Here is a 17,924-nt window from a genome sequence, read left to right on the forward strand (position 1 = left end):
GGTTGGGGAGACGTTCGAGGGCGTCAGGGGCTCGACGGGTCCCGGAGTGCTCAGGTATCGAGGGCCCGGACGGGCGCACGGATGTGGAAGGATCGGGTCCGTGAATGTGCTTCCCCCGTCCGGTGCGAGTGCGGCAGGCGGTGGTGAACTGCGGCGTGTTCTGGAGCGCTTCGACGTCGGCGTCGTGGTGCGTCGGATGGAGGCCGGGTTCAGCCGGTTGCCGGCCTACACCGGGTTCGAGTGGCCGGTGGACCGGACGGCCGTGGTGCGCTGGAACGTCGACCTCGTAATGCGCTGGATGGTCAACGGGATCCCGCCGGACAGTTATCTCCGTTCCGAACTGCACGAGTTCCTGCGCGCCCGAGCCGTCGCCGGCCAGCCGATCGAGGGCAGCATCCTGGTCTACCGCCGTGGTGCGCGGATGTTCTGGGAGGCGCTGCTCGACCTGGCGGGTGACGAGGACCGGGCGGTGCTCGTCGCGGAGTGGGACACGGTCTGGGGCTGTCTGGAGGACTACCTCGACCTGGTGGTGGACGTGTTCGCGCGGGCCTACGCCGACCAGCAGGACGCGCCGTCCACAGCCGGAGACCGGCGCGCCCGAGCCTTGTTCGACCGGTTGTGCGCGCGGCTGCCGGTCACGATCGAGGACCGGGACCGGGCCGCCCGGCTCGGGTTCGATCTGACGGAACCGTACCGTCCGTTCGCCGCCCGGCTGGCCGGGGCCACGGTCGCCTCGCACGCCGACCTCGCGTCGCGGCTGCGCACGGCAGAGGCCCTCGCGTTCACCGAGGGGGTCCGGGTGACCGGGCTGACACCGTCCGGGTTCGGCTGGGGGGCGTTTCTCGACGACCCGCGGCTGATCCTGGCCCAGGACCCGCCACTCGCCCGCGACCGGCTCGGCGCGGCGGTCGACGGCCTGCGCGCGTTGCTCGCGATCGCGGCCCGGTCCGGACGCCGGGGCCGGGTACGCGCCGACGACTACCTGCCCGAACTGCTGCTGGCCGACTCCCCGGAAGCCTCCGGCCGGATCGTCCGACGGGTCTTCGGTCCGCTGGAGCGTGCCGAAGCCGTGGATCTGGCGGACACCCTGCGGTGCCTCGCCGTCCACGGCTTCGACAGCACTGCGGCAGCGGCCGCGCTGCCGGTGCACCGCAACACGCTGCTGTACCGGGTGGGTCGGATAGAGAGGCTGACCGGTCTGTCGCTCAAGGACCAGCGGGACCGCACCCTCGTGCTGCTCGCCGTCACCTGGGAGACCGTCGCCCCGGCCGTACAGTCGCCCTCCGGGCGGTCGGACGCCTTCGACTAGGTCCTGCCTCTCCACGGGGTACCCGTCCGGGAAGGCCGACCGATCGAAGTGAGCCGGCCGCTGATCAGTGCGGGTTCCGAGTCGCAGAACCCGCCATGGCGCGACCGGTTCAGGACCGCTACCGAAGTCGGAGGCCGCGCGGCGGACCGACCCCGCGGAGGATGGAGTCAGGCCGGTCGGGCGATGCCTCGGATCCGGCGTGCCAGGCCGAGCTGCATGGCACCGAGCATGATCAGCCACAGCCCGGCCAGGAAGGACAGCGTCAGCAGCGACAGCCCCGGCCAGACCAGCAGCGTCAGGCCGGCCAGGACACCGAGCAGCCCGATGAAGACGTTCCATGCTCGTCCGGGCAGGCCGGGATGGTCGACCGCCGCGAACACAGCGGTGAAACCGTCCACGATCCAGTAGACGCCGAGCAGCAGCCCCAGCGCGAGCACCGTGATCAGAACGTGCCGGATCGCGTACAGCCCGAGCAACAGGCTCACCACGCCGAGGACCGCGGTGACGGTGCGGGCGGTACCGGTCTCCCCCAGGCTCGCGGATCCCACCAGCCGGAAGACCCCGGTGGCGATCAGCTGAGCGCCGAGGACCACCGCGAGTACGACGAGGGTCGGACCGGGCCACGCCACGGATATGACACCGATGACGATCGAGACCAGCCCGTAGAGCAGATGCCAGGTCCAGGAACCGCCCAGGCGGGCGACGGGGCTTTTGTTCATGCCGCGAAGCTATCGGCGCTCCCGTTGGGCGAACTCCCGAAAACCCGCCGGGCCTTCGTGCCCTCGCACAGGGCGGAAGGGCGTTGAATGGAGCGGATAGAACGCGCATTCGGAAGGGATCCTGTGCCGGTGTTCGTCACGCGCCGGACACCCGGCCGCGGTCCCGGCGCGGCCCCGCAGGAAGTGGCCGCCGGGGCGGTGTCCGAGCGTCGCGGAAGCTGTCCGGAAAAATCTGTTCCAGTTGTCTACGCGGGGAGTGAGAGGACATGGCCGGTCCCGGTGACTGGGAGAGCTTCGCCGTGATGACCGGAGGCGCCAGTGGTGCGCTCACCGGCCTGTTGTTCGTCGCGGTGTCCCTCAACGCCAACCGGATCGCCAGACACCCGGTGCTTCGCGCGATCGCGGCGCAGACCCTCGTGCTGTTCCTCGCGCCGCTGGTCATGGCGACGATTCTGCTGGTGCCCCGCCAGGGCGACTGGGCCCTGGGCGCCGAGCTCATGACCGCCGGGCTGGCCGGGGGCCTGAGCCTGCTGGCCATCGGGCGACACAGGAGCGCTCCGGTCACCGCCGACAAGCGATTGACCGGCCTCTTCGACCGCCGTGACACCAGCATCGTCGTCATGCTGCTGTTCGTGGCCGGCGGAGCCGTCCTGGCGTCCGGCAGGCACGCTGGGCTCTACCTGCTGCTGCCCGCCTCGCTCGTGGCGTTCGTCAGCGGGGTGCTGAGCGCATGGAACTTCCTGCTCCCGCCGCCGGACATGCTGTAGCGGTCTCGCTCCGACCGCCCGTGACCGACGCGTGCCGACAGCACCGGGGCCGACGGTGACCACGGCAGCGGCCACCACCGTCACCGGTCGTCGTCGGCCACCCCGACGCACCGGCCGTACCGGACATCCCTGTGTGCCGGCCGCCACCGGCTGCACACGCGTCGGCTGGCGCCGGCTGCCATGCGTGGGTTTCTCCCCCGTATACCGGCCACCACCGGTCAGCACCGAGCATCTGGAAGGTAACAGCCATGTTCGCCACGCCCCGGGCTCGCGGCGGCCGGGCGACTGCGCGGCGTACTCCACGACCTGGACAGCAAGGCGCTGCACGGCAGTTGGCCCGCGATCTGTAGTGACACACCGGCCGGACGAGTACCTGGCCATGTATCCCAGGCGGGAGCCATGGAGGACATCATCCGCCGCAGCCTGGAACTGGTCAGGAACTGGCTGCTGAGCGGACAGGAGCCCATGGGGGGACGTGCTGGCGGACCTGTACGAGGCGGCGCGGCACAGCCTCGACGCCGAGGACGCGATCCGTGCCTGTCGCGGCGCGGCGCGGGCGGTGCGGAGCAGCGTGACTGAGGCCGGCCCGCCCGAGGGTGGTGCCCTGCCGCCGCCTCACCTGGAGGTGCCGTGGGCGTTCCTCGACATCGCCTTGACGACCCTCACGCGGGCGTTCGTCGACCAGCGGAACCTGCCGTCCGCCGACGGCGGCTCCCGGGCGGCAGCGCTGTTCGCCCGGATCTGCGCCCGTCGGCGACGACCATCGAGGACCTCGACCGGGTGGAGCGGCTGGGCTTCGAACTCGGCGGCCCCCACTGCCCGTTCGTCGCCGCGATCGACGGCGGCTCGGCCGCCGCGCACGCCGGCCCGGCGGCGCGTCCGCGGTCCGCGGGCGCACTCACCTGCACACAGGGGCGACGCGTCGCCGGGCTGACCGGTCCGGGTTTCGACTGGGCAGGCTACCTCGCCGTCAGCGCGCTGATCCTCGCCGCCGAGTCGGCCACCGGCGCCGCCGGGCTGGCTCGCGGAAGCGGTCGGCAACCTGCACGACCCGGTCACCCTGGCGGGCCGGGCCGGGCCGAACCGGACACCGGGGACGGATCCGCCCTGACGACTTCCTGACAGAGCTCATCCTGGCGAACTCCCCCGGCCGGCCGAGGACATCGTGTGGCGGGTCCTCGGCCAGCTGGACACCGAAGACCCCTCCGGGACGTTGTCGCAGACGCTGCGGTGCCTGGCCGCGCACGGCTTCAACCAGACCGCGGCAGCGGCAGCGGCAGCGCTCCCGGCGCACCGCGACACTCCGCTCTACCGCATGAACCGGATCGAGAAGCTGACCGGCCTCGACCTCGACCGGCACGCCCACCGAGAACTGGCCCGGCCGGCCGTCGTCTGGAGGGACACGACGGGCGGCGACACTCTGGCCCGGCCAGAGTGAGAGTCGGCGGGGGCCGCCGGGTGCGCCGACGGGGCCTGGCCCTCGGGAGGGGTTCCGGACGGCCGGTGTCGGACGAAGACGCGCCCCGGCACCCCTCGCGGTCGACATCTTCGACTTCGCCCCCGTCAGGGCTTGTTGCCGTGCACAACAGCCGGTCGATTCCTTGGCCCCGTGCACAGTGCGAGCGGTGTCACGCTGACGGCGGCAGGACAGAACCGGCCGGGCATCCGCCCCGACGACTGCCGTAGCGACGGAGGGATGCGGGCATGACTTCTGCACCGAACACGATCGTCCTGATCCACGGCCTTTGGATGACGCCGCTCGCCTGGGAGCACTGGGCGGCCCGGTACGAGGAGCGGGGCTTCACCGTGCTCACGCCCGGATACCCCGGGATCGAGCCGGGGGAGGCCGGGGTGTCGGCGCTCCGCGAGGACGCCTCGGCGATCGCCGGTGTCGGGGTACGCGAGGTGCTGGATCACCTCACCGCCGTCATCGGGAAACTCGACACCCCGCCGATCATCATGGGGCACTCGTTCGGAGGGACTTTCGCCCAGCTCCTGGTGGGCGCCGGGCTCGGGGCGGCGGGAGTGTCGATCGACGGCGCCGCGGTCAAGGGCGTGAACGCGATGCCGCTCTCGGAGCTCCGCTCGGTACTGCCGGTCCTGAAGGACCCGGCGAACGCACGCCGGGCCGTCCCCCTGACGGCCGAGCAGTTCCACTACGCCTTCACCAACACCCTGGACGAGGAAGCCTCCCGGCGGGCCTACGACCGTTACGCCGTGCCGACGCCCGCCCGCATCCTCTTCCAGGGCGGCCTCGCGGCCGTCACCCCGCACGCGGCCACGACCTTCGACTTCGCCGACGGTGACCGGGCGCCGCTGCTGCTCGTCTCCGGCGGCAGCGACCACATCCTGCCCCCGGTCGTCCAGCGGCAGAACTACGAGAAGAACGCGAAGCACTCGACGGCGGTCACCGCCCACACCGTCTTCGACGGCCGCGACCACTTCACCTGCGGCGAGCCCGGCTGGGAGGCCGTCGCCGACTTCGCCCTCGACTGGGCACTGAGCCCGCGTGCCGGAGTCCTCGACGCCACGCCCGGCGAAACCCGCTGACCGGACCCGGATCCGGGTCGGGGTCCGAACCCGAGCCCGAACCCGAGCCCGAACCCGAGCCCGACGAGAACGGCTGACACCGGCCGAGAACGGCTGACACCGGCTGAGAACGGAGACACCCGTCATGTCGAAAACGGTGGCCGACGGCCTGTGGGAGATGCTGGTCAGCGCGGGCGTACGACGCTGCTACGGCATCGTCGGCGACGCACTGAACCCGGTGGTCGACGCGATGCGCCGCAACGGCCGGGTCGACTTCGTGCACGTGCGCAACGAGGAGTTCGGCGTCTTCGCCGCGGTCGCCGAGGCGAAGCTGACGGGGCATCCGGTCGCCGTGTGCGGGACGGCAGGCCCAGGAGTGGCACACCTGATCAACGGCATGCTGGACGCCTTGAAGGAGAAGGTGCCCGTCATCGTCCTGGCCGGCGACACCGAAACCGGACTGATGGACAGCGAGACCGTCGAGGAGCTGAACCCGTACCGCTTCTTCGCGTCCGCGGCGGTGTACGTGGGCCGGCTGGTCAATCCCGGCCAGCTGCGCACCGTCGTGACCTCCGCGGTGACGGCCGCTGTGACCCGGGGCGGCCCCGCGGTCGTCGCACTGCCCGGTGACATCGCGGCGGCGCACGCGCCGAAGGACCGCTACGAGGTCCGGCTGCCCCGACCGGTGCGCGCGCCGGCCGGAGCGGAGGACCTCGCCGCCATGGCCGGGCTGATCAACGAGGCGGGCACGGTGGCGGTCTTCGGCGGCCAGGGCTGTGCCGGGGCGCACGCGGAGGTGACGGCGCTGGCCGGAAAGCTGGGCGCGCCTGTTGGCTACTCCCTCAAGGGCAAGCAGTTCCTCGAACACGACAACGCGAACGCCGTCGGGATGACCGGTCTCCTCGGTTATGGCGGCTGCCATCACGCGCTCCAGCACGCGGACGTGCTGCTGATGCTCGGCACCGACTTCCCGTTCAGCAGCTTCCTGCCGCACGGCGGGACCAGGATCATCCAGGTGGACCACGACCCGGAACGGCTGGGCCGGCGCGTACCGGTGGACCTGGCCGTCACCGGCAACGTACGGTCCACCGTGGCCGCGCTGCTGCCACTGGTCGAGCCCAAGTCCGACGGCGGGTTCCTCGCCCGCTGTGTGGAGGAGACCGAGCGGTTCCACCGCAGGATGCGGCATTACGCGGAGAAGGGGCCGCGGATCAGGCCGATCAGGCCGGAGTACCTCACCACGGTCCTCAGCGACCTCGCCGCCGACGACGCGCTGTTCTTCGCCGACACCGGCACCCCCGTCATCTGGGCGGCCCGGCACATCAGGTACGGGCAGAAGCGGCGGCTGTTCGGATCGTTCTCGTGGGCGTCGATGGCCACCGCCTCGCCCGGCGCGTTCGGGGCGCAACTGGCTTTCCCCGGACGGCAGACGATCGCACTGTGCGGCGACGGCGGGTTCACCATGCTCGCGCTCGGCGACCTCCTCACGGAGGTACAGCGCCGACTGCCCGTCGTGCACATCGTGCTGAACAACAGCGGCCTGGACTTCGTCAAGATCGAGCAACAGGAAGCCGGCTTCGTCCCGTTCGGGACCGACTTCGCCAACCCGGACTTCGCCGCCGTCGCCGAGGCCATGGGCGCCAAAGGCATCCGCATCGAAGACCCCGGTGACGTGCCGGACGGCCTCGCGTCCGCGCTGGCCCACACCGGCGGCCCGGTCGTCGTCGACGTCCTCGTCGACCCCTACGCGCTGGCCGTCCCCGCCCACGTCCCCGTCGGCACAGCCGCCGGATTCACACTCAGCGCGGCACGGCAGATCCTCGCCGGCCGCCTCGACGACGTCATCGACACCACCACGCACAACGCCCGGATCGTCTGAACGGGCGCCCAGTCGACGGAGGAAGACACACCATGACCGACAGCCACGACTCCCCGCCGGACGCACCGGACGCGATGCCCGGCGGCTGGCGCGAGATCTACCACGGCGGCTCGCCAGAGGCCGAAGAGGCCCACTTCCGTGACCTGGCAGACATCGTCGTCGGCGTCCAGCGGACGAACAAGCTGAGATCCGGCTCGCAGGTATCCCGTCGCACATTCCACGCCAAGATCGTCGTCGGAGTGGACAACGCCGAACTCGCCTTCCGGACCGATCTGCCCTCCGACCTTTGGGCCGGAGACTTCACCGCCGGAGCCCGGCTGCCGGCCGTCGTCCGGCTGTCCAACGCCAGCGGCACAGTCCGGCCCGACGGCAGCCCCGACCTCCGTGGCGCGGCAGTGAAGCTGACTCTTCCCGGTGGCGGCGAACACGACCTCCTCATGACCAGCTACCCGGTCTCCCACGCCCGCGACGCCACCCAGTTCGTGGAGATCGCCAGGATCGGCACCGGTCCCAAACTCGTGGTCCTGACACGGATGCTGGCCAAGTTGGGCCCATCGGAGACCGCCCGCGTTCTCCGTAATCTCAGGCAGGCCAACCGTCCGTCGCCCGGACTGGCCCTGGAGTCCTACTGGAGCCGCGGAGCCGTCCTGTGGGGCGACACAGGCCCCGTCAGGTTCCGCCTCAGCCCACTCGGCCCACTCGGCGGTCCCGCCCAGGCACCCGCCCCGATGTCCGACTCGGCCGACGGTCTCCGGACCGACTTCGCCGCCCGGCTGAGCGGTTCGCCGGTCCGGTTCGCCCTGCACATCCAGAAGTACGTCAGCGAGAGGCTGACACCGATCGAGGACGGGGCGGTCGAATGGAAGGAAAGCGACTCGCCCTGGCTCGCCGTGGCCACCCTGACGATTCCCGCCCAGAACACCCTCGACCCGAACGGCCGGGCCACCCGCGAGCGCGTCGACACCCTCGCCTTCAACCCCTGGCACGCCCCGGCGGAGTTCCGCCCCCTCGGCAACCTCAACCGCGCCCGCCGCACGGTCTACGCGGCCAGCGCCAGGGAGTGGCACGCCCGGTAGCGGGTGCGCCGAGCCCCGACCCGCCCTCCTCCACACGCTGGCCGACGGCATGGGGCGGCCCGGATCACCCATGGGGGCCGGTCCGGCCGGACGGGCAGCTGCGACTCGTCCGCCGGTACGAGGAGAGGGCCGGACCACCGCCGAAAAGCATGCCGGGGTCTTTGCAAGCCGATTGGGGTTTTTGCACGCCGACGTCGGAGCATGCGCCTGCACGGAGTCGCACCTCTTGGGCTGGAACGAATGGTGCAGCTCCTCCGCGAGCATGGCCGGCCTGCGCGCGGAGGGCTGATCGATTCTGCCGATCAGAAATGGACCTTCCTGTTCTACTTTCGCCGAAGACGGCAGCGCACTGGTGGCCTGCGCCCGCCTGCAACCGTGGGTCGAGCAATCGTGCGCACCTCGGTCACGGCCAGGGCCGCCGGGCGAGGACCTGCGCGGCGTCGCTTCCGCCCTCGGCGGTCGCCTCGTCCGGCACCACCACCCCCGGGTCAAGCAACAGGCCGCGAACGAGGCCGACTTGCTGGACCTGCCGTGCGGTCAGCTGCACACCCCGATGCCTACAGGGATGTCGACACCGTCGGGGAGCCTGTCCGACCAGCCAGACGCGCCCACCGCGGGGAGCGGTCCCCGATCTCCCATGCGGAGGACTCTGGGCGTGCGAGACGACCGTTGCGCTCCCGCCGACGACCCGCCGGCCTCCGCCTTCCGGACGGCTCCGGCCACGATGTGGGCGGCGACCTCGATGGAACACACGACCCACGGCCCCCGACAACCCGGTGTACGACTGCGCCGCTACCTCGACTTGCGCCAGCTCCTCGGCCCCTGGCCGGCCCCCACCTACCGCCCTGCACGGTCGTGCGTGGGTCAGGAGCGCCGGCCAAAGCACTGCAAGGATTGCGGACTCTGCACCTCGAAGGCAGGTCCGGTTGATTCTTGAAGAGGCGGGGTTCAGGTTCAGTGCTTGAGACTGGCCATCAGGTCACGCATGTCGTTGACCATGGCCGGCTGGTAGGAAGACACATCGGGCATCTCCGGACCCTCACCGATCTCGTCGTCGGCGTCCTCGGTCTGGTAGCTGGTGCTGGCTGCCAGACTCAAGGTGAGGACCACTCCGCCGTCCAGGACCCGCAACTCGGTATTGCTGATGTCTCGGGTGATCACGTAGGCCGTGTCGCCGAGGTCCGGAACAGTCCTGACGTTGTCCGCCGGCACGATGCCCTGGTCGGTCATCCGTTGCTGTGCTTCGAACTCGACACCAGGGTCGGTTTCCTTGTGCAGTGTCACAGTGATGTCGACGTAGTAATCCAGAGACCACCCGACCTTGAGCTGCTTTGACCTGGTATGCGGTCGAACCGTGATGGAGCACTGGGCCTGGTCGACTGCGGCGTGCTTCAGCAGCCCTGAGTGGACGACGTCGGACGACACCTGCGGTGCGACGGCAGCGCTGATCGACGCCAGTCGTACGGAGGGGCACGGGTCCTTCTCGAGCCGGTATCCATGCGCGCTGGGCTTCTGCATGCCCAGTCCGTAGACGAACACCGCCGGCGCCCACAGGGCCGATGCCGCCAACACGCCTCCCAGAGCCCACCACCACGGCTTGCTCAACCGGCGCCGCGCGACGGGCTCACTGATGATGTCTCCCAGAACCTCGCGGGATTTCACCGCGTCGAGCTCTCCGGTCATCTCCGGCTCAGAAATCACACTGCTCCCCTGTCGAACGCTTCCTTGAACCTGCGGCCTGATGATCGCTGATAGGGCCTGCGCCGCTTCCACGGGGCCGTCCTTCAACTGGTGAAGCTCCACGATCGCGACACCACTGATACGCGACCCGCCCCTGCCACCGTGCCGAAGCCGTGATCCGCGCGGCGGTAATCGGGCTCAGACGGAGATGATCGCTTCCCGGCCAGGACCATCACGCAGGAGCGGTGGCCCGCCGCCGCGCAGCCGATTCCCGCGGCTTGGCCCTGACGAACCAGTGCCCGGACTCTCCGCGCAACCCAGGCGACCGACAACAGAGCGGCTCGGGATCGAGGACGGAGACCGACTCGTGGTCGTCAGAAGATGCGCTTGCGGCCCCGGACGAAGATGAACACGGTGACGGCTGCGGTCGTGGCGAGATTGGTGCGCCGAACCGTCGCATGCTGCTCGTCTGCGAGATCGGCAGATGGTCCACCGACGAGCCCGCGAGGCCGAACGTGTGAGCACAGATCTTCGTCGACGCCTCATGCGCGCAGGTGCCCGAGCCGTAGGTCCGTTCGGAGTCCGAGATGGGCCTGCGATCGATCTCCAGGGCGGCTTCACGCAGCTGCGGGAACGCCTCAGCACCGATTCCCTTGCGGGTGGTGATCGTGATTCCGTGGCCGGGGTTCAGGCGCTGAAAATGCCAGGTCACCTGGATGACAACGGTAAGAACGAAGGTGACGACCATGGAGATCAAAGCGCGGCGCAGGAGCATGCCGACCTGGGCAGGACAGTCCAGGGCATCTGATTGCCAGGGACCCAGTCACTTGACTGATGCACGAACACTCCGGCGGGGGTTACATCAGTAGTTCCGCGTCTGCGTAGAACTGCACCATGTGACGGTTGTGGCTCGCTGGCGTTGAACCCCCGTGCCTGCACGGTCCCCGCCGCCCGTCAAGGAATGTGTGATGTCTGACTATGTCTTCGCCTCGGAGGAAACGGTCCTGGAGCCGGCAGCCCGCGACTTCGCCCGAGCAGCCGCGTTTCCGCCGTACCCGCTCGATCTGGGGCCGGTGCAGGGCCGGGCGGCTCTGGAGAAGACCCAGTCCCCGACGCGTGACGGCTTCGACGTGGACGAGGGCTGGGCCGCGGTCTCCGGCGGCCCGAAAGGCAGTGTGGCGGTACGCATCGTGCGTCCCAGAGGACTGGTCGGTCCGCTGCCGTCCATCCTGTACATCCACGGCGGCGGGTGGGTCCTGGGAAGCGCCCGCACACACGACCGGCTGGTACGCGAGCTGGCGGTGCGCGCGCAGGCGACTCTGGTCTTTCCCGAGTACGCGCTGTCTCCCGCCGCCCCCTATCCCGTGGCGCTGGAGGAGTGCTACGCGGTGGCGCAGTGGATGACGCGGCAGGGAGGCGCTCACGGGATCGACTCCACACGGCTGGCGATTGCTGGTGATTCGGCGGGCGGCAACATTGCCGCTGCCCTGACCCTGTTGGCCAAGGACCGCGGCGACGTCTCGTTCATCCAGCAAGTGCTGTTCTATCCCGTCACCGATGCGAGCTTCGAGACTCCCTCGTACCGCCAGTTCGCCAAGGGCTACCACCTGCGGCGCGACACGATGCAGTGGTTCTGGGACCAGTACACGACTGACGAGGCACAGCGCGCAAAGGTCACTGCCAGTCCACTGCGGGCCACGCCGGAGCAGTTGACCGATCTGCCGGCGGCGCTCGTGATCACCGCGGAGGCCGACGTCGTGAGGGACGAAGGAGAGGCCTATGCCGCGAAACTTCGTACTGCGGGCGTGGCGGTCACTGCAACGCGGTACGGCGGTACCATTCACGACTTCGTCGTGCTCAACGCCCTGTCGTCGACGCCGGCAGCCCGAGGGGCGGTCGCCCAGACCGTTGCCACTCTGAGGCGAGCGTTCGGCACTGACACCTGACGAAGCTGGTGGCGGTGGGCCGCATTCTCCGCCGCGAAAGTTCCAGGGACACGTGGTCTTTGCGCATCCTGCGATCGTCGCGGATGCCTTTCACGATCAGGCCTTCACTCGGAACTTCTCGAAGATGGGCTCCTGGAGGTGGACGGTACTTCATGCTCTCAGGTCTCCAACTCCTCAACGGGGCTCTGCCCGTCACATCCTGCAAGACATCAATGAACGTCCATCTTTCGGGAACGTCTCGGTCGACCCGCCGGTTCTTCATCTTCCCTGCTTCTTGAGGATGTTGCAGGTCCGCCAAACGCGACAGCCTCTCGCCACCAGCGGAGTTTTGGGTGGGGTTCTCAACACAGCACGTCGTAACTTCTTAGCGGTAGTTGACCATCTCCTTCCTCGTCATAGCGAGCACGATGGACCGTGCGCATAGTTCGCCACGTCTGACGACAGTCCGGTGCGGGGAAGCTTTCTGGGGCATCGGCGTCGGCGTTGGCGTTGGCGTTGGCGTTGGCGTCGACGAACCGGTAGCCGTGGCAGATCGTCGAATCCCCATGCGCGGCGATCGTTTAGCTGCAGATGCCCGCAGTTCGACGAGTGGCGTGATCGTCTGTGGTAGTAGCCAGCAGAGAGGTTGGGCGTTACCACGACACCTGACCTGCAGGTTCGACCTCTCCCTTGAACGCGATCCGTCCGGGCCTTGGCCACTTTGAATACCTGCTTGGGCGGGCACCACAGGCGCTTGTGTGTGCAGAGGAGCCGCTCCCCCACACACACAGACAGCCCGCGCGAAAGCCTGGAGCCTCCTGACATTGATCCCGTCTTTGCTCCGACTCTCCGAGACGTGCTTGACCGCGATGGTTTCGATCAAGGTGTCACATAGCCGGTGAGTCGTTGACCAACTTCGGGGTCGCCTTCGGTCTGGCCTATGGATCTTCCTACGCCTTCGCAGAATGGCCGAGTGGAGCCACGCGAGTGTCGCCCTCACCAAGAACTGCCGGTGGAGGAGCGACCGCCAGATCGGCGTCGCTCCTCAGCAAGGTCATCTTTCTGTTCTTGATCGCTCCCATGCCTCGCTGAGTCAAGGCAGCATGACTTGCCGGCTTTCTGCCGACGGCCGCCGAATGCTCGGCGCCGACCGCCCGGCGCGAGGTCGCAGGGCTCTCGGAATCCTGCTGCCCAGATGACGTGTACCCTCCTATCACGAATATGAGTTTGCACTAGTTCAAAAGGATTCTGCTATACCTTCCCCGCTCTTCCCCAGCGAGGCCTACGTGCCTACGGATCGCACGGACCGCACTGTCCCGGCAGGCATCCGAGAGCACGCCCCCTACGACCGCACCCTGGTGCACGTGATCCTCGACGTGGAGCCCCGCCCCCTCGGGTTTCGTCGGGACGCTGTCTCGACGGTGCTGCCGGCCATGTGTGCCCGTGTCGGTGAACGGCATTGCCCGCACCGTTCCACCGCTTCCACCGCCCCCCTGAACATCAATGAGAGCCTGCGATGACCGACAGTGACATCTCACGACACGGCACGGTCAGTTCTCTGATCGGCAGGGATCACGATCTTCAGCGGATCCATGGCCTCCTGGGTATCGGGACCGCCGGCGGAGCCCTGTTGCTGTCAGGAGAAGCGGGCGTCGGGAAGACGGCGGTACTGGAATCGCTTGCGGAGATGGCCCAGGCCGAAGGGACCCGGGTCCTGCGTGCTGCTGGTGTGGAGTTCGAGGCGAACTGCAGCTACTCAGGGCTCAACCAGGTTCTCTTCCCCTTCCAGGACGCACTCGGCGCGCTGGAGACACCCTTCCGTGACGCTTTGCGTGTCGCGCTCGGTTTCGAGAGCGGGCTCCCGCCGGAGCGCCTCCTGGTCTCCAACGCCGTTCTCCTCCTGCTTCAGACGGTCGCGGCAGGTGGCCCCTTGTTGTTGGTCGTCGATGACCTGCCCTGGCTCGATCAGGCAAGTGCGGCCGTGCTGGGCTTCGTCGCGCGACGAGCCGCTGGGATCCGTGTGAGTTTCCTCGCCGCGGCACGTTCGGGTGCACGGAGCCTGTACGACGGCGGCGCGCTGCCCGAGTTTCGCCTGGAGCCACTGGACGAGGCGTCGGCGAACCACTTGGTCACAACGAAGTTTCCAGGTCTGGTGGCCGGTGCCCGGCAGCGCTTGCTGACCGTGGCGCACGGCAATCCGCTGGCCTTGCTGGAGCTGCCGTCCGCGCTGTCTGTGGTAGCGGGGCGGCTACTCGGTGAGGTCCCTGCCGTCCTACCGCTCAGTCAGCGTCTGGAGACGGTCTTCGGTTCCCGGGTCACCGGCCTGCCGCAGCCTTCGCAGCGTCTCTTGCTCCTGGCAGCATTGGAAGGTGTCGGAGACCTCGGGGTGCTGCAAGCAGCGTCGCGGCAGGCCGGCGACGACTACGACCTGGACGACCTGGCTCCCGCGGAACGGGACCAGCTGGTTCACATCGACGAGGGAGCGCGGCGCCTGCGGTTTCGCCACCCCCTCATCCGTTCCGCGGTAGTGGAGAACTCAACCAGCGCCGAACGGCGTGCGGTGCACGCCGCACTGGCCCACGTCCTGGTGGATCAGCCCGAGCGGCGGGCTTGGCATCTGGGGGAAGCGACTTTGGAGCCGGACGAGAACGTGGCTGCTCTCCTGGAGCAGGCGGCCCGAATCACTCTGCGCCGCGGTGACGCTGTCGCCGGGATGCGCACGTTGATCCGGTCGGCAGATCTCACCCCGCAGGGTCCCGACCGCGCCCGCCGCCTCGCGGAGGCTGCGTACGTCGGCGCGGAATCCACCGGAGCTCTGCCACACGCCCAAGAGCTCCTGGACAACGCCCGGCACACGGCTCACAGCCCGAAGAGCTCCCTGCACTCGGCCGCGGCTGCGGCCCTGCTGCTTCTCAACGGCGACGGCGATGTCGACACTGCCCACCGGTTGCTCGTGTCCGCCATCGAATCCGGAGACCACGCCTATGACGCTGGGGACCAAACGCTCGTAGACGCACTGCACACACTCGCACTGATCTGCTTTTTCGGTGCCCGGCACGACTTGTGGCAGCCCTACTACCGGGCCCTGGAGAGGTTGTCGCCGAAGGCACCCGTGGTGCTGTCCGCGCTGGGCAAGACGTTCTCCGACCCGGCACGCACGGGCGCTGCGGCAGCGGAGGAACTCGACGAGCTCGTAGCGGAACTGGCAGGCGTGACCGACCCCGTTCAGATCACACGGGCCGGCACCGCAGCCCTCTATCTCGATCGGCTCGGAGATGTCCGCGAAGCAGCGTGGCGCGTCGTCCGGATGGGGCGCGACGGCGGCCCCGCCCGCCGCTATCTGTCCGGACTGATCCATCTCTGCCTCGACGACTACCTCACAGGAATGTGGGATGAGGCAGCACAACTGGCCGACGAGGGAATCCAGCTGTGCGAAGCCCACGGCTACAGCGCCTTTGCCTGGTACTTCCTGTATGTGCAGGCCATCCTTGATGCCGCACGCGGTGAGTCAGCCAAGGCCGAGGCGGCTTCTGAGGGAATCATCCACTGGGCGGTACGCCAGAGAGCCTTCTGTGCCGCGCACTACGCCCACCATGCGGCAGCTGTAGCGGCCCTGGGACGCGGTGACTTCGCAGGCGCCTATGAGCATGCCATCGCCGTCAGCCCGGCGGGAAGCCTCGCTTCACACGTGCCACATGCTCTATGGGTGACGATGGACTTGGTGGAGGCTGCGGTCCGGACGAACCGCCAGACGCAGGCCGCCGACCACGTGCGCGCGATGCAGGAGGCCGGGGTGGCCGGGATATCCCCTCGGCAGGCGTTGATAGAGCGGGCTTGCGCCGCTCTCGGTACTGCCGACGACGAGGAGGCCCTCGAAATCTTTGGCCAGGCTCTGGCCATACCGGGGGCGGAGCGGTGGCCCTTCGATTTTGCTCGCATCCAGCTGGCCTACGGTGAGCGGTTGCGGCGTGTCCGGGCGACCACGGAATCCAGAGGCCCCCTCAGTGCCGCCTTGTCCACGTTCGAGCACCTCGGGGCTCGTCCCTGGACGGAGCGCGCTGAGGCGGAACTGCGGGCCGCCGGCTGGAGCAAGCGGCGGCCTGGCGCGGCAAAAGCGCATACTCTCACTCCGCAGGAGCTCGAGATTGCACGGCTGGCCGCGTCAGGCCTGACCAACAAGCAGGTGGCAGAACGTTTGTTCCTCTCCCACCGGACCGTCGGCGCCCACCTCTATCAGATCTACCCGAAGCTGGGCATAACGTCGCGAGCCATGCTGCGAGATGCGCTGGAAACCCCATCGCTTTCAGAGTGACCGGCAGGCCTTGCGGATGCTTGCCCCGCGCACCCGCGATCGGCTCCCTGCATGCGCCACAGAGCCATCGGGCACTTGATCAACCATCGGGTCCTCACCGGGCCGATCCATGGGGATGCCCCGCCAGGCGGACCCGGAGCTCGACACCGCTCTTCCACAACAACTGTCGCCCCTTTCGAAGTTGTGGCCGTGGCCCCCAGCAAGGATGCCTCTGCTCGCGGCGCCGACTCCGCGGTCCTGCGTATGCCGGAAACGGAGAGCTGTAGGTCGTTCAGGTGATCCGCCCAGTCACTCCTCCCATGATCGAGCCCTGTCTGTCCTGGCAAGCAAGGCGTCATCCCAGTCAGCTGACTGATGCCCAGACAGTGTGCTGGACGCGAAGGTAGACGCAGTTCCCGCACCACGAAAGAGGCGCCTCCTCATGCCATACCAGCAGTCGGACCTTTCGGCTCACAAGGGTTCCGCCTACCACACGCACTCGCTGCGCTTGCAGATCCACAGAATCCTTGGCCCGTCAGTCCGCATTCCGCTGGGTGCCTCTTTCCACTACACCGAAGCGGATCCTCTTGCCGTACGGGTGGAACTGCACACGCCGGAGGGGCCGGTCGTCAGGTGGGCCGTTTCACGAGACCTCCTCTACGACGGCACCGAGGAGCCGAGCGGCATGGGGGACGTCCGGCTGTGGCCATCACTCGCGCAGTCTCACCGTGTGGTGTGCATGCGACTGGAGGCAGGTGGACTTTCATGTCTCTTCGAGATCGACCTGAGGCGACTGCAGGACTGGCTGGTGGAGACCTTCGCAATGGTGCACCCAGGAACGGAGTTCGGCCAGATGGACTGGGACCTGGTTCTGGAGGTTCTCACCGACGGAAAGGGCGGTTCATCCTGCCCTTAGGTTCCGAACCGTCCCTGCTCCACGCAGAGTTCAAGGGTGTAGGCCAGCGGCGGGCTCTCCCGTCCAGGCCCTGTTTCTCGGATCAAGCATTCATCATCTGGTCGGCGGCGATACCCCTTCGGGTCTGCGATGGAGCCACAACGGCACAAGGCCCCTGTGCGGACACGTTAGTTCTGTCGGATCTTCGCCAATTTGTGGGCCCTGACCTGGCTTTCAACGATGGCGAGCAGGTCCTCGGCGTTGTCCAGGCTCTTGCGCAAGGAAGAAATCCATACCCCTTCGCCGACCCAGGCCAGCGGCAGCCTGTGCTTGGGCCACTTCTTCACCAGATCCCGAGCAAGTTGCAGCCCCTCCTCCGCCAGGTCCCTGTCCCCACTCGCCGACGGGATGAGGATGCTGTCTTCAACCGCCATTACAGCGGGCATCCCGCCCAAATAATTCTGGTCTATCGCGAACGCGCGCAATTCGGTGACGACGTCTGCGACGGTAGGCGGAACATCGAGACTCAACCGGGCCTGGCCGGCGAGGCGCCGGGCGGCGTCGAGATAGTACTCCGCATGGTCGGTGAACTTGATGGCTTCCTGCACTCCTGATGTTGACGCCAGGCGTTGACCAAGTGCCAGAGAGACGACCGGGAATGGCCGTACCAATGCGTGAATGTGTGCTGTCGGGAGATAGGCGTCACCGGAAGTTGAACGATCTAGAGTGATCCCCTGGACCAGGGGTCCGACCCGGCGCAACAGCCGCAAAGGACGCCAAATGTCGAAGCCGTCGAAGACTCGCGCCCAATCCGCCGTTACCTGCTTGGCGGTCACTGGATCCGTTGTCGTCAT

16 protein-coding genes are annotated in these 17,924 nt (G+C 68.2%); 11 read left to right on the top strand and 5 right to left on the bottom strand.

Going from position 1 to position 17,924, the window contains the following annotated elements; translation table 11 throughout:
• The first annotated feature begins 100 nt into the window (after positions 1-100).
• Entirely contained in the window at positions 101-1,309 is a 1,209-nt protein-coding gene (locus tag ACFVTC_RS18855) for a PucR family transcriptional regulator (RefSeq protein ID WP_390128273.1), read from the top strand.
• Positions 1,310-1,476: 167 nt separating this feature from the next.
• Here ACFVTC_RS18855 and ACFVTC_RS18860 read toward each other — a convergent pair whose 3' ends face one another.
• A complete protein-coding gene (locus ACFVTC_RS18860) occupies positions 1,477-2,028 on the bottom strand; it encodes an HdeD family acid-resistance protein (RefSeq protein WP_390128275.1) in 552 nt (183 codons plus the stop codon).
• 266 nt (positions 2,029-2,294) lie between these two features.
• Here ACFVTC_RS18860 and ACFVTC_RS18865 point away from each other — a divergent pair, with 266 nt between their 5' ends.
• From ACFVTC_RS18865 to ACFVTC_RS18890, 6 genes are all read left to right on the top strand, one after another.
• A complete protein-coding gene (locus ACFVTC_RS18865; RefSeq protein WP_390128277.1) occupies positions 2,295-2,795 on the top strand; it encodes a hypothetical protein in 501 nt (166 codons plus the stop codon).
• A 780-nt stretch (positions 2,796-3,575) separates the two neighbouring features.
• A complete protein-coding gene (locus ACFVTC_RS18870) occupies positions 3,576-3,917 on the top strand; it encodes a hypothetical protein (RefSeq protein ID WP_390128279.1) in 342 nt (113 codons plus the stop codon).
• Positions 3,918-3,960: 43 nt separating this feature from the next.
• Positions 3,961-4,233, top strand: a complete 273-nt coding sequence (locus tag ACFVTC_RS18875; protein ID WP_390128280.1) for a helix-turn-helix domain-containing protein — start codon at positions 3,961-3,963, stop codon at positions 4,231-4,233.
• 266 nt (positions 4,234-4,499) lie between these two features.
• Positions 4,500-5,345 carry an alpha/beta hydrolase gene (locus ACFVTC_RS18880; RefSeq protein WP_390128282.1) on the top strand — a complete coding sequence of 282 codons (846 nt, stop codon included), beginning with the start codon at positions 4,500-4,502 and terminating at the stop codon, positions 5,343-5,345.
• A gap of 124 nt (positions 5,346-5,469) precedes the next feature.
• Positions 5,470-7,203 carry a thiamine pyrophosphate-dependent enzyme gene (locus tag ACFVTC_RS18885; RefSeq protein ID WP_390128284.1) on the top strand — a complete coding sequence of 578 codons (1,734 nt, stop codon included), beginning with the start codon at positions 5,470-5,472 and terminating at the stop codon, positions 7,201-7,203.
• Between the two features lie 32 nt (positions 7,204-7,235).
• Complete coding sequence (locus ACFVTC_RS18890; protein WP_390128286.1) at positions 7,236-8,279, top strand: hypothetical protein; 1,044 nt, start codon at positions 7,236-7,238, stop codon at positions 8,277-8,279.
• A gap of 403 nt (positions 8,280-8,682) precedes the next feature.
• Here the strand turns inward: ACFVTC_RS18890 and ACFVTC_RS18895 are convergent, their stop codons facing one another.
• Positions 8,683-8,826, bottom strand: coding sequence for a hypothetical protein (locus ACFVTC_RS18895; protein ID WP_390128288.1), 144 nt, complete (start codon positions 8,824-8,826; stop codon positions 8,683-8,685).
• 90 nt (positions 8,827-8,916) lie between these two features.
• On the opposite strand from ACFVTC_RS18895, the gene ACFVTC_RS18900 reads away from it, so the two are divergent.
• Positions 8,917-9,216, top strand: coding sequence for a DUF6207 family protein (locus ACFVTC_RS18900; RefSeq protein WP_390128290.1), 300 nt, complete (start codon positions 8,917-8,919; stop codon positions 9,214-9,216).
• A 17-nt stretch (positions 9,217-9,233) separates the two neighbouring features.
• On the opposite strand, the gene ACFVTC_RS18905 is transcribed toward ACFVTC_RS18900, so the two are convergent.
• Complete coding sequence (locus ACFVTC_RS18905; protein ID WP_390128292.1) at positions 9,234-10,082, bottom strand: hypothetical protein; 849 nt, start codon at positions 10,080-10,082, stop codon at positions 9,234-9,236.
• A 109-nt stretch (positions 10,083-10,191) separates the two neighbouring features.
• On the bottom strand, positions 10,192-10,734 hold the full coding sequence (locus tag ACFVTC_RS18910; protein ID WP_390128294.1) for a hypothetical protein: 543 nt from the start codon (positions 10,732-10,734) through the stop codon (positions 10,192-10,194).
• 193 nt (positions 10,735-10,927) lie between these two features.
• Here ACFVTC_RS18910 and ACFVTC_RS18915 point away from each other — a divergent pair, with 193 nt between their 5' ends.
• The 3 genes from ACFVTC_RS18915 (at position 10,928) to ACFVTC_RS18925 (ending at position 17,091) form a co-directional block, all read left to right on the top strand.
• Positions 10,928-11,905 (top strand): alpha/beta hydrolase, encoded by a 978-nt coding sequence (locus tag ACFVTC_RS18915; RefSeq protein ID WP_390128296.1) that lies wholly within the window; start codon positions 10,928-10,930, stop codon positions 11,903-11,905.
• Between the two features lie 1,495 nt (positions 11,906-13,400).
• On the top strand, positions 13,401-16,196 hold the full coding sequence (locus ACFVTC_RS18920; protein ID WP_390128299.1) for a helix-turn-helix transcriptional regulator: 2,796 nt from the start codon (positions 13,401-13,403) through the stop codon (positions 16,194-16,196).
• 421 nt (positions 16,197-16,617) lie between these two features.
• Positions 16,618-17,091 carry an SsgA family sporulation/cell division regulator gene (locus ACFVTC_RS18925; RefSeq protein WP_390128301.1) on the top strand — a complete coding sequence of 158 codons (474 nt, stop codon included), beginning with the start codon at positions 16,618-16,620 and terminating at the stop codon, positions 17,089-17,091.
• A 167-nt stretch (positions 17,092-17,258) separates the two neighbouring features.
• Here the strand turns inward: ACFVTC_RS18925 and ACFVTC_RS18930 are convergent, their stop codons facing one another.
• Positions 17,259-17,924 (bottom strand): hypothetical protein, encoded by a 666-nt coding sequence (locus tag ACFVTC_RS18930; protein WP_390128303.1) that lies wholly within the window; start codon positions 17,922-17,924, stop codon positions 17,259-17,261.

The organism is Streptomyces sp. NPDC057950, from assembly GCF_042887295.1.
GTDB lineage: Bacteria > Actinomycetota > Actinomycetes > Streptomycetales > Streptomycetaceae > Streptomyces > Streptomyces kaempferi.

What these genes read in the sequence shown, in the direction of transcription:
- ACFVTC_RS18900 (WP_390128290.1), top strand. Translation starts at nt 8,917, where the DNA reads ATGCGGAGGACTCTGGGCGTGCGAGACGACCGTTGCGCTCCCGCCGAC.
- ACFVTC_RS18910 (WP_390128294.1), bottom strand. Translation starts at nt 10,734, where the DNA reads ATGCTCCTGCGCCGCGCTTTGATCTCCATGGTCGTCACCTTCGTTCTT.
- ACFVTC_RS18860 (WP_390128275.1), bottom strand. Translation starts at nt 2,028, where the DNA reads ATGAACAAAAGCCCCGTCGCCCGCCTGGGCGGTTCCTGGACCTGGCAT.
- ACFVTC_RS18885 (WP_390128284.1), top strand. Translation starts at nt 5,470, where the DNA reads ATGTCGAAAACGGTGGCCGACGGCCTGTGGGAGATGCTGGTCAGCGCG.
- ACFVTC_RS18920 (WP_390128299.1), top strand. Translation starts at nt 13,401, where the DNA reads ATGACCGACAGTGACATCTCACGACACGGCACGGTCAGTTCTCTGATC.
- ACFVTC_RS18890 (WP_390128286.1), top strand. Translation starts at nt 7,236, where the DNA reads ATGACCGACAGCCACGACTCCCCGCCGGACGCACCGGACGCGATGCCC.
- ACFVTC_RS18930 (WP_390128303.1), bottom strand. Translation starts at nt 17,924, where the DNA reads ATGACGACAACGGATCCAGTGACCGCCAAGCAGGTAACGGCGGATTGG.
- ACFVTC_RS18865 (WP_390128277.1), top strand. Translation starts at nt 2,295, where the DNA reads ATGGCCGGTCCCGGTGACTGGGAGAGCTTCGCCGTGATGACCGGAGGC.
- ACFVTC_RS18925 (WP_390128301.1), top strand. Translation starts at nt 16,618, where the DNA reads ATGCCATACCAGCAGTCGGACCTTTCGGCTCACAAGGGTTCCGCCTAC.
- ACFVTC_RS18915 (WP_390128296.1), top strand. Translation starts at nt 10,928, where the DNA reads ATGTCTGACTATGTCTTCGCCTCGGAGGAAACGGTCCTGGAGCCGGCA.
- ACFVTC_RS18880 (WP_390128282.1), top strand. Translation starts at nt 4,500, where the DNA reads ATGACTTCTGCACCGAACACGATCGTCCTGATCCACGGCCTTTGGATG.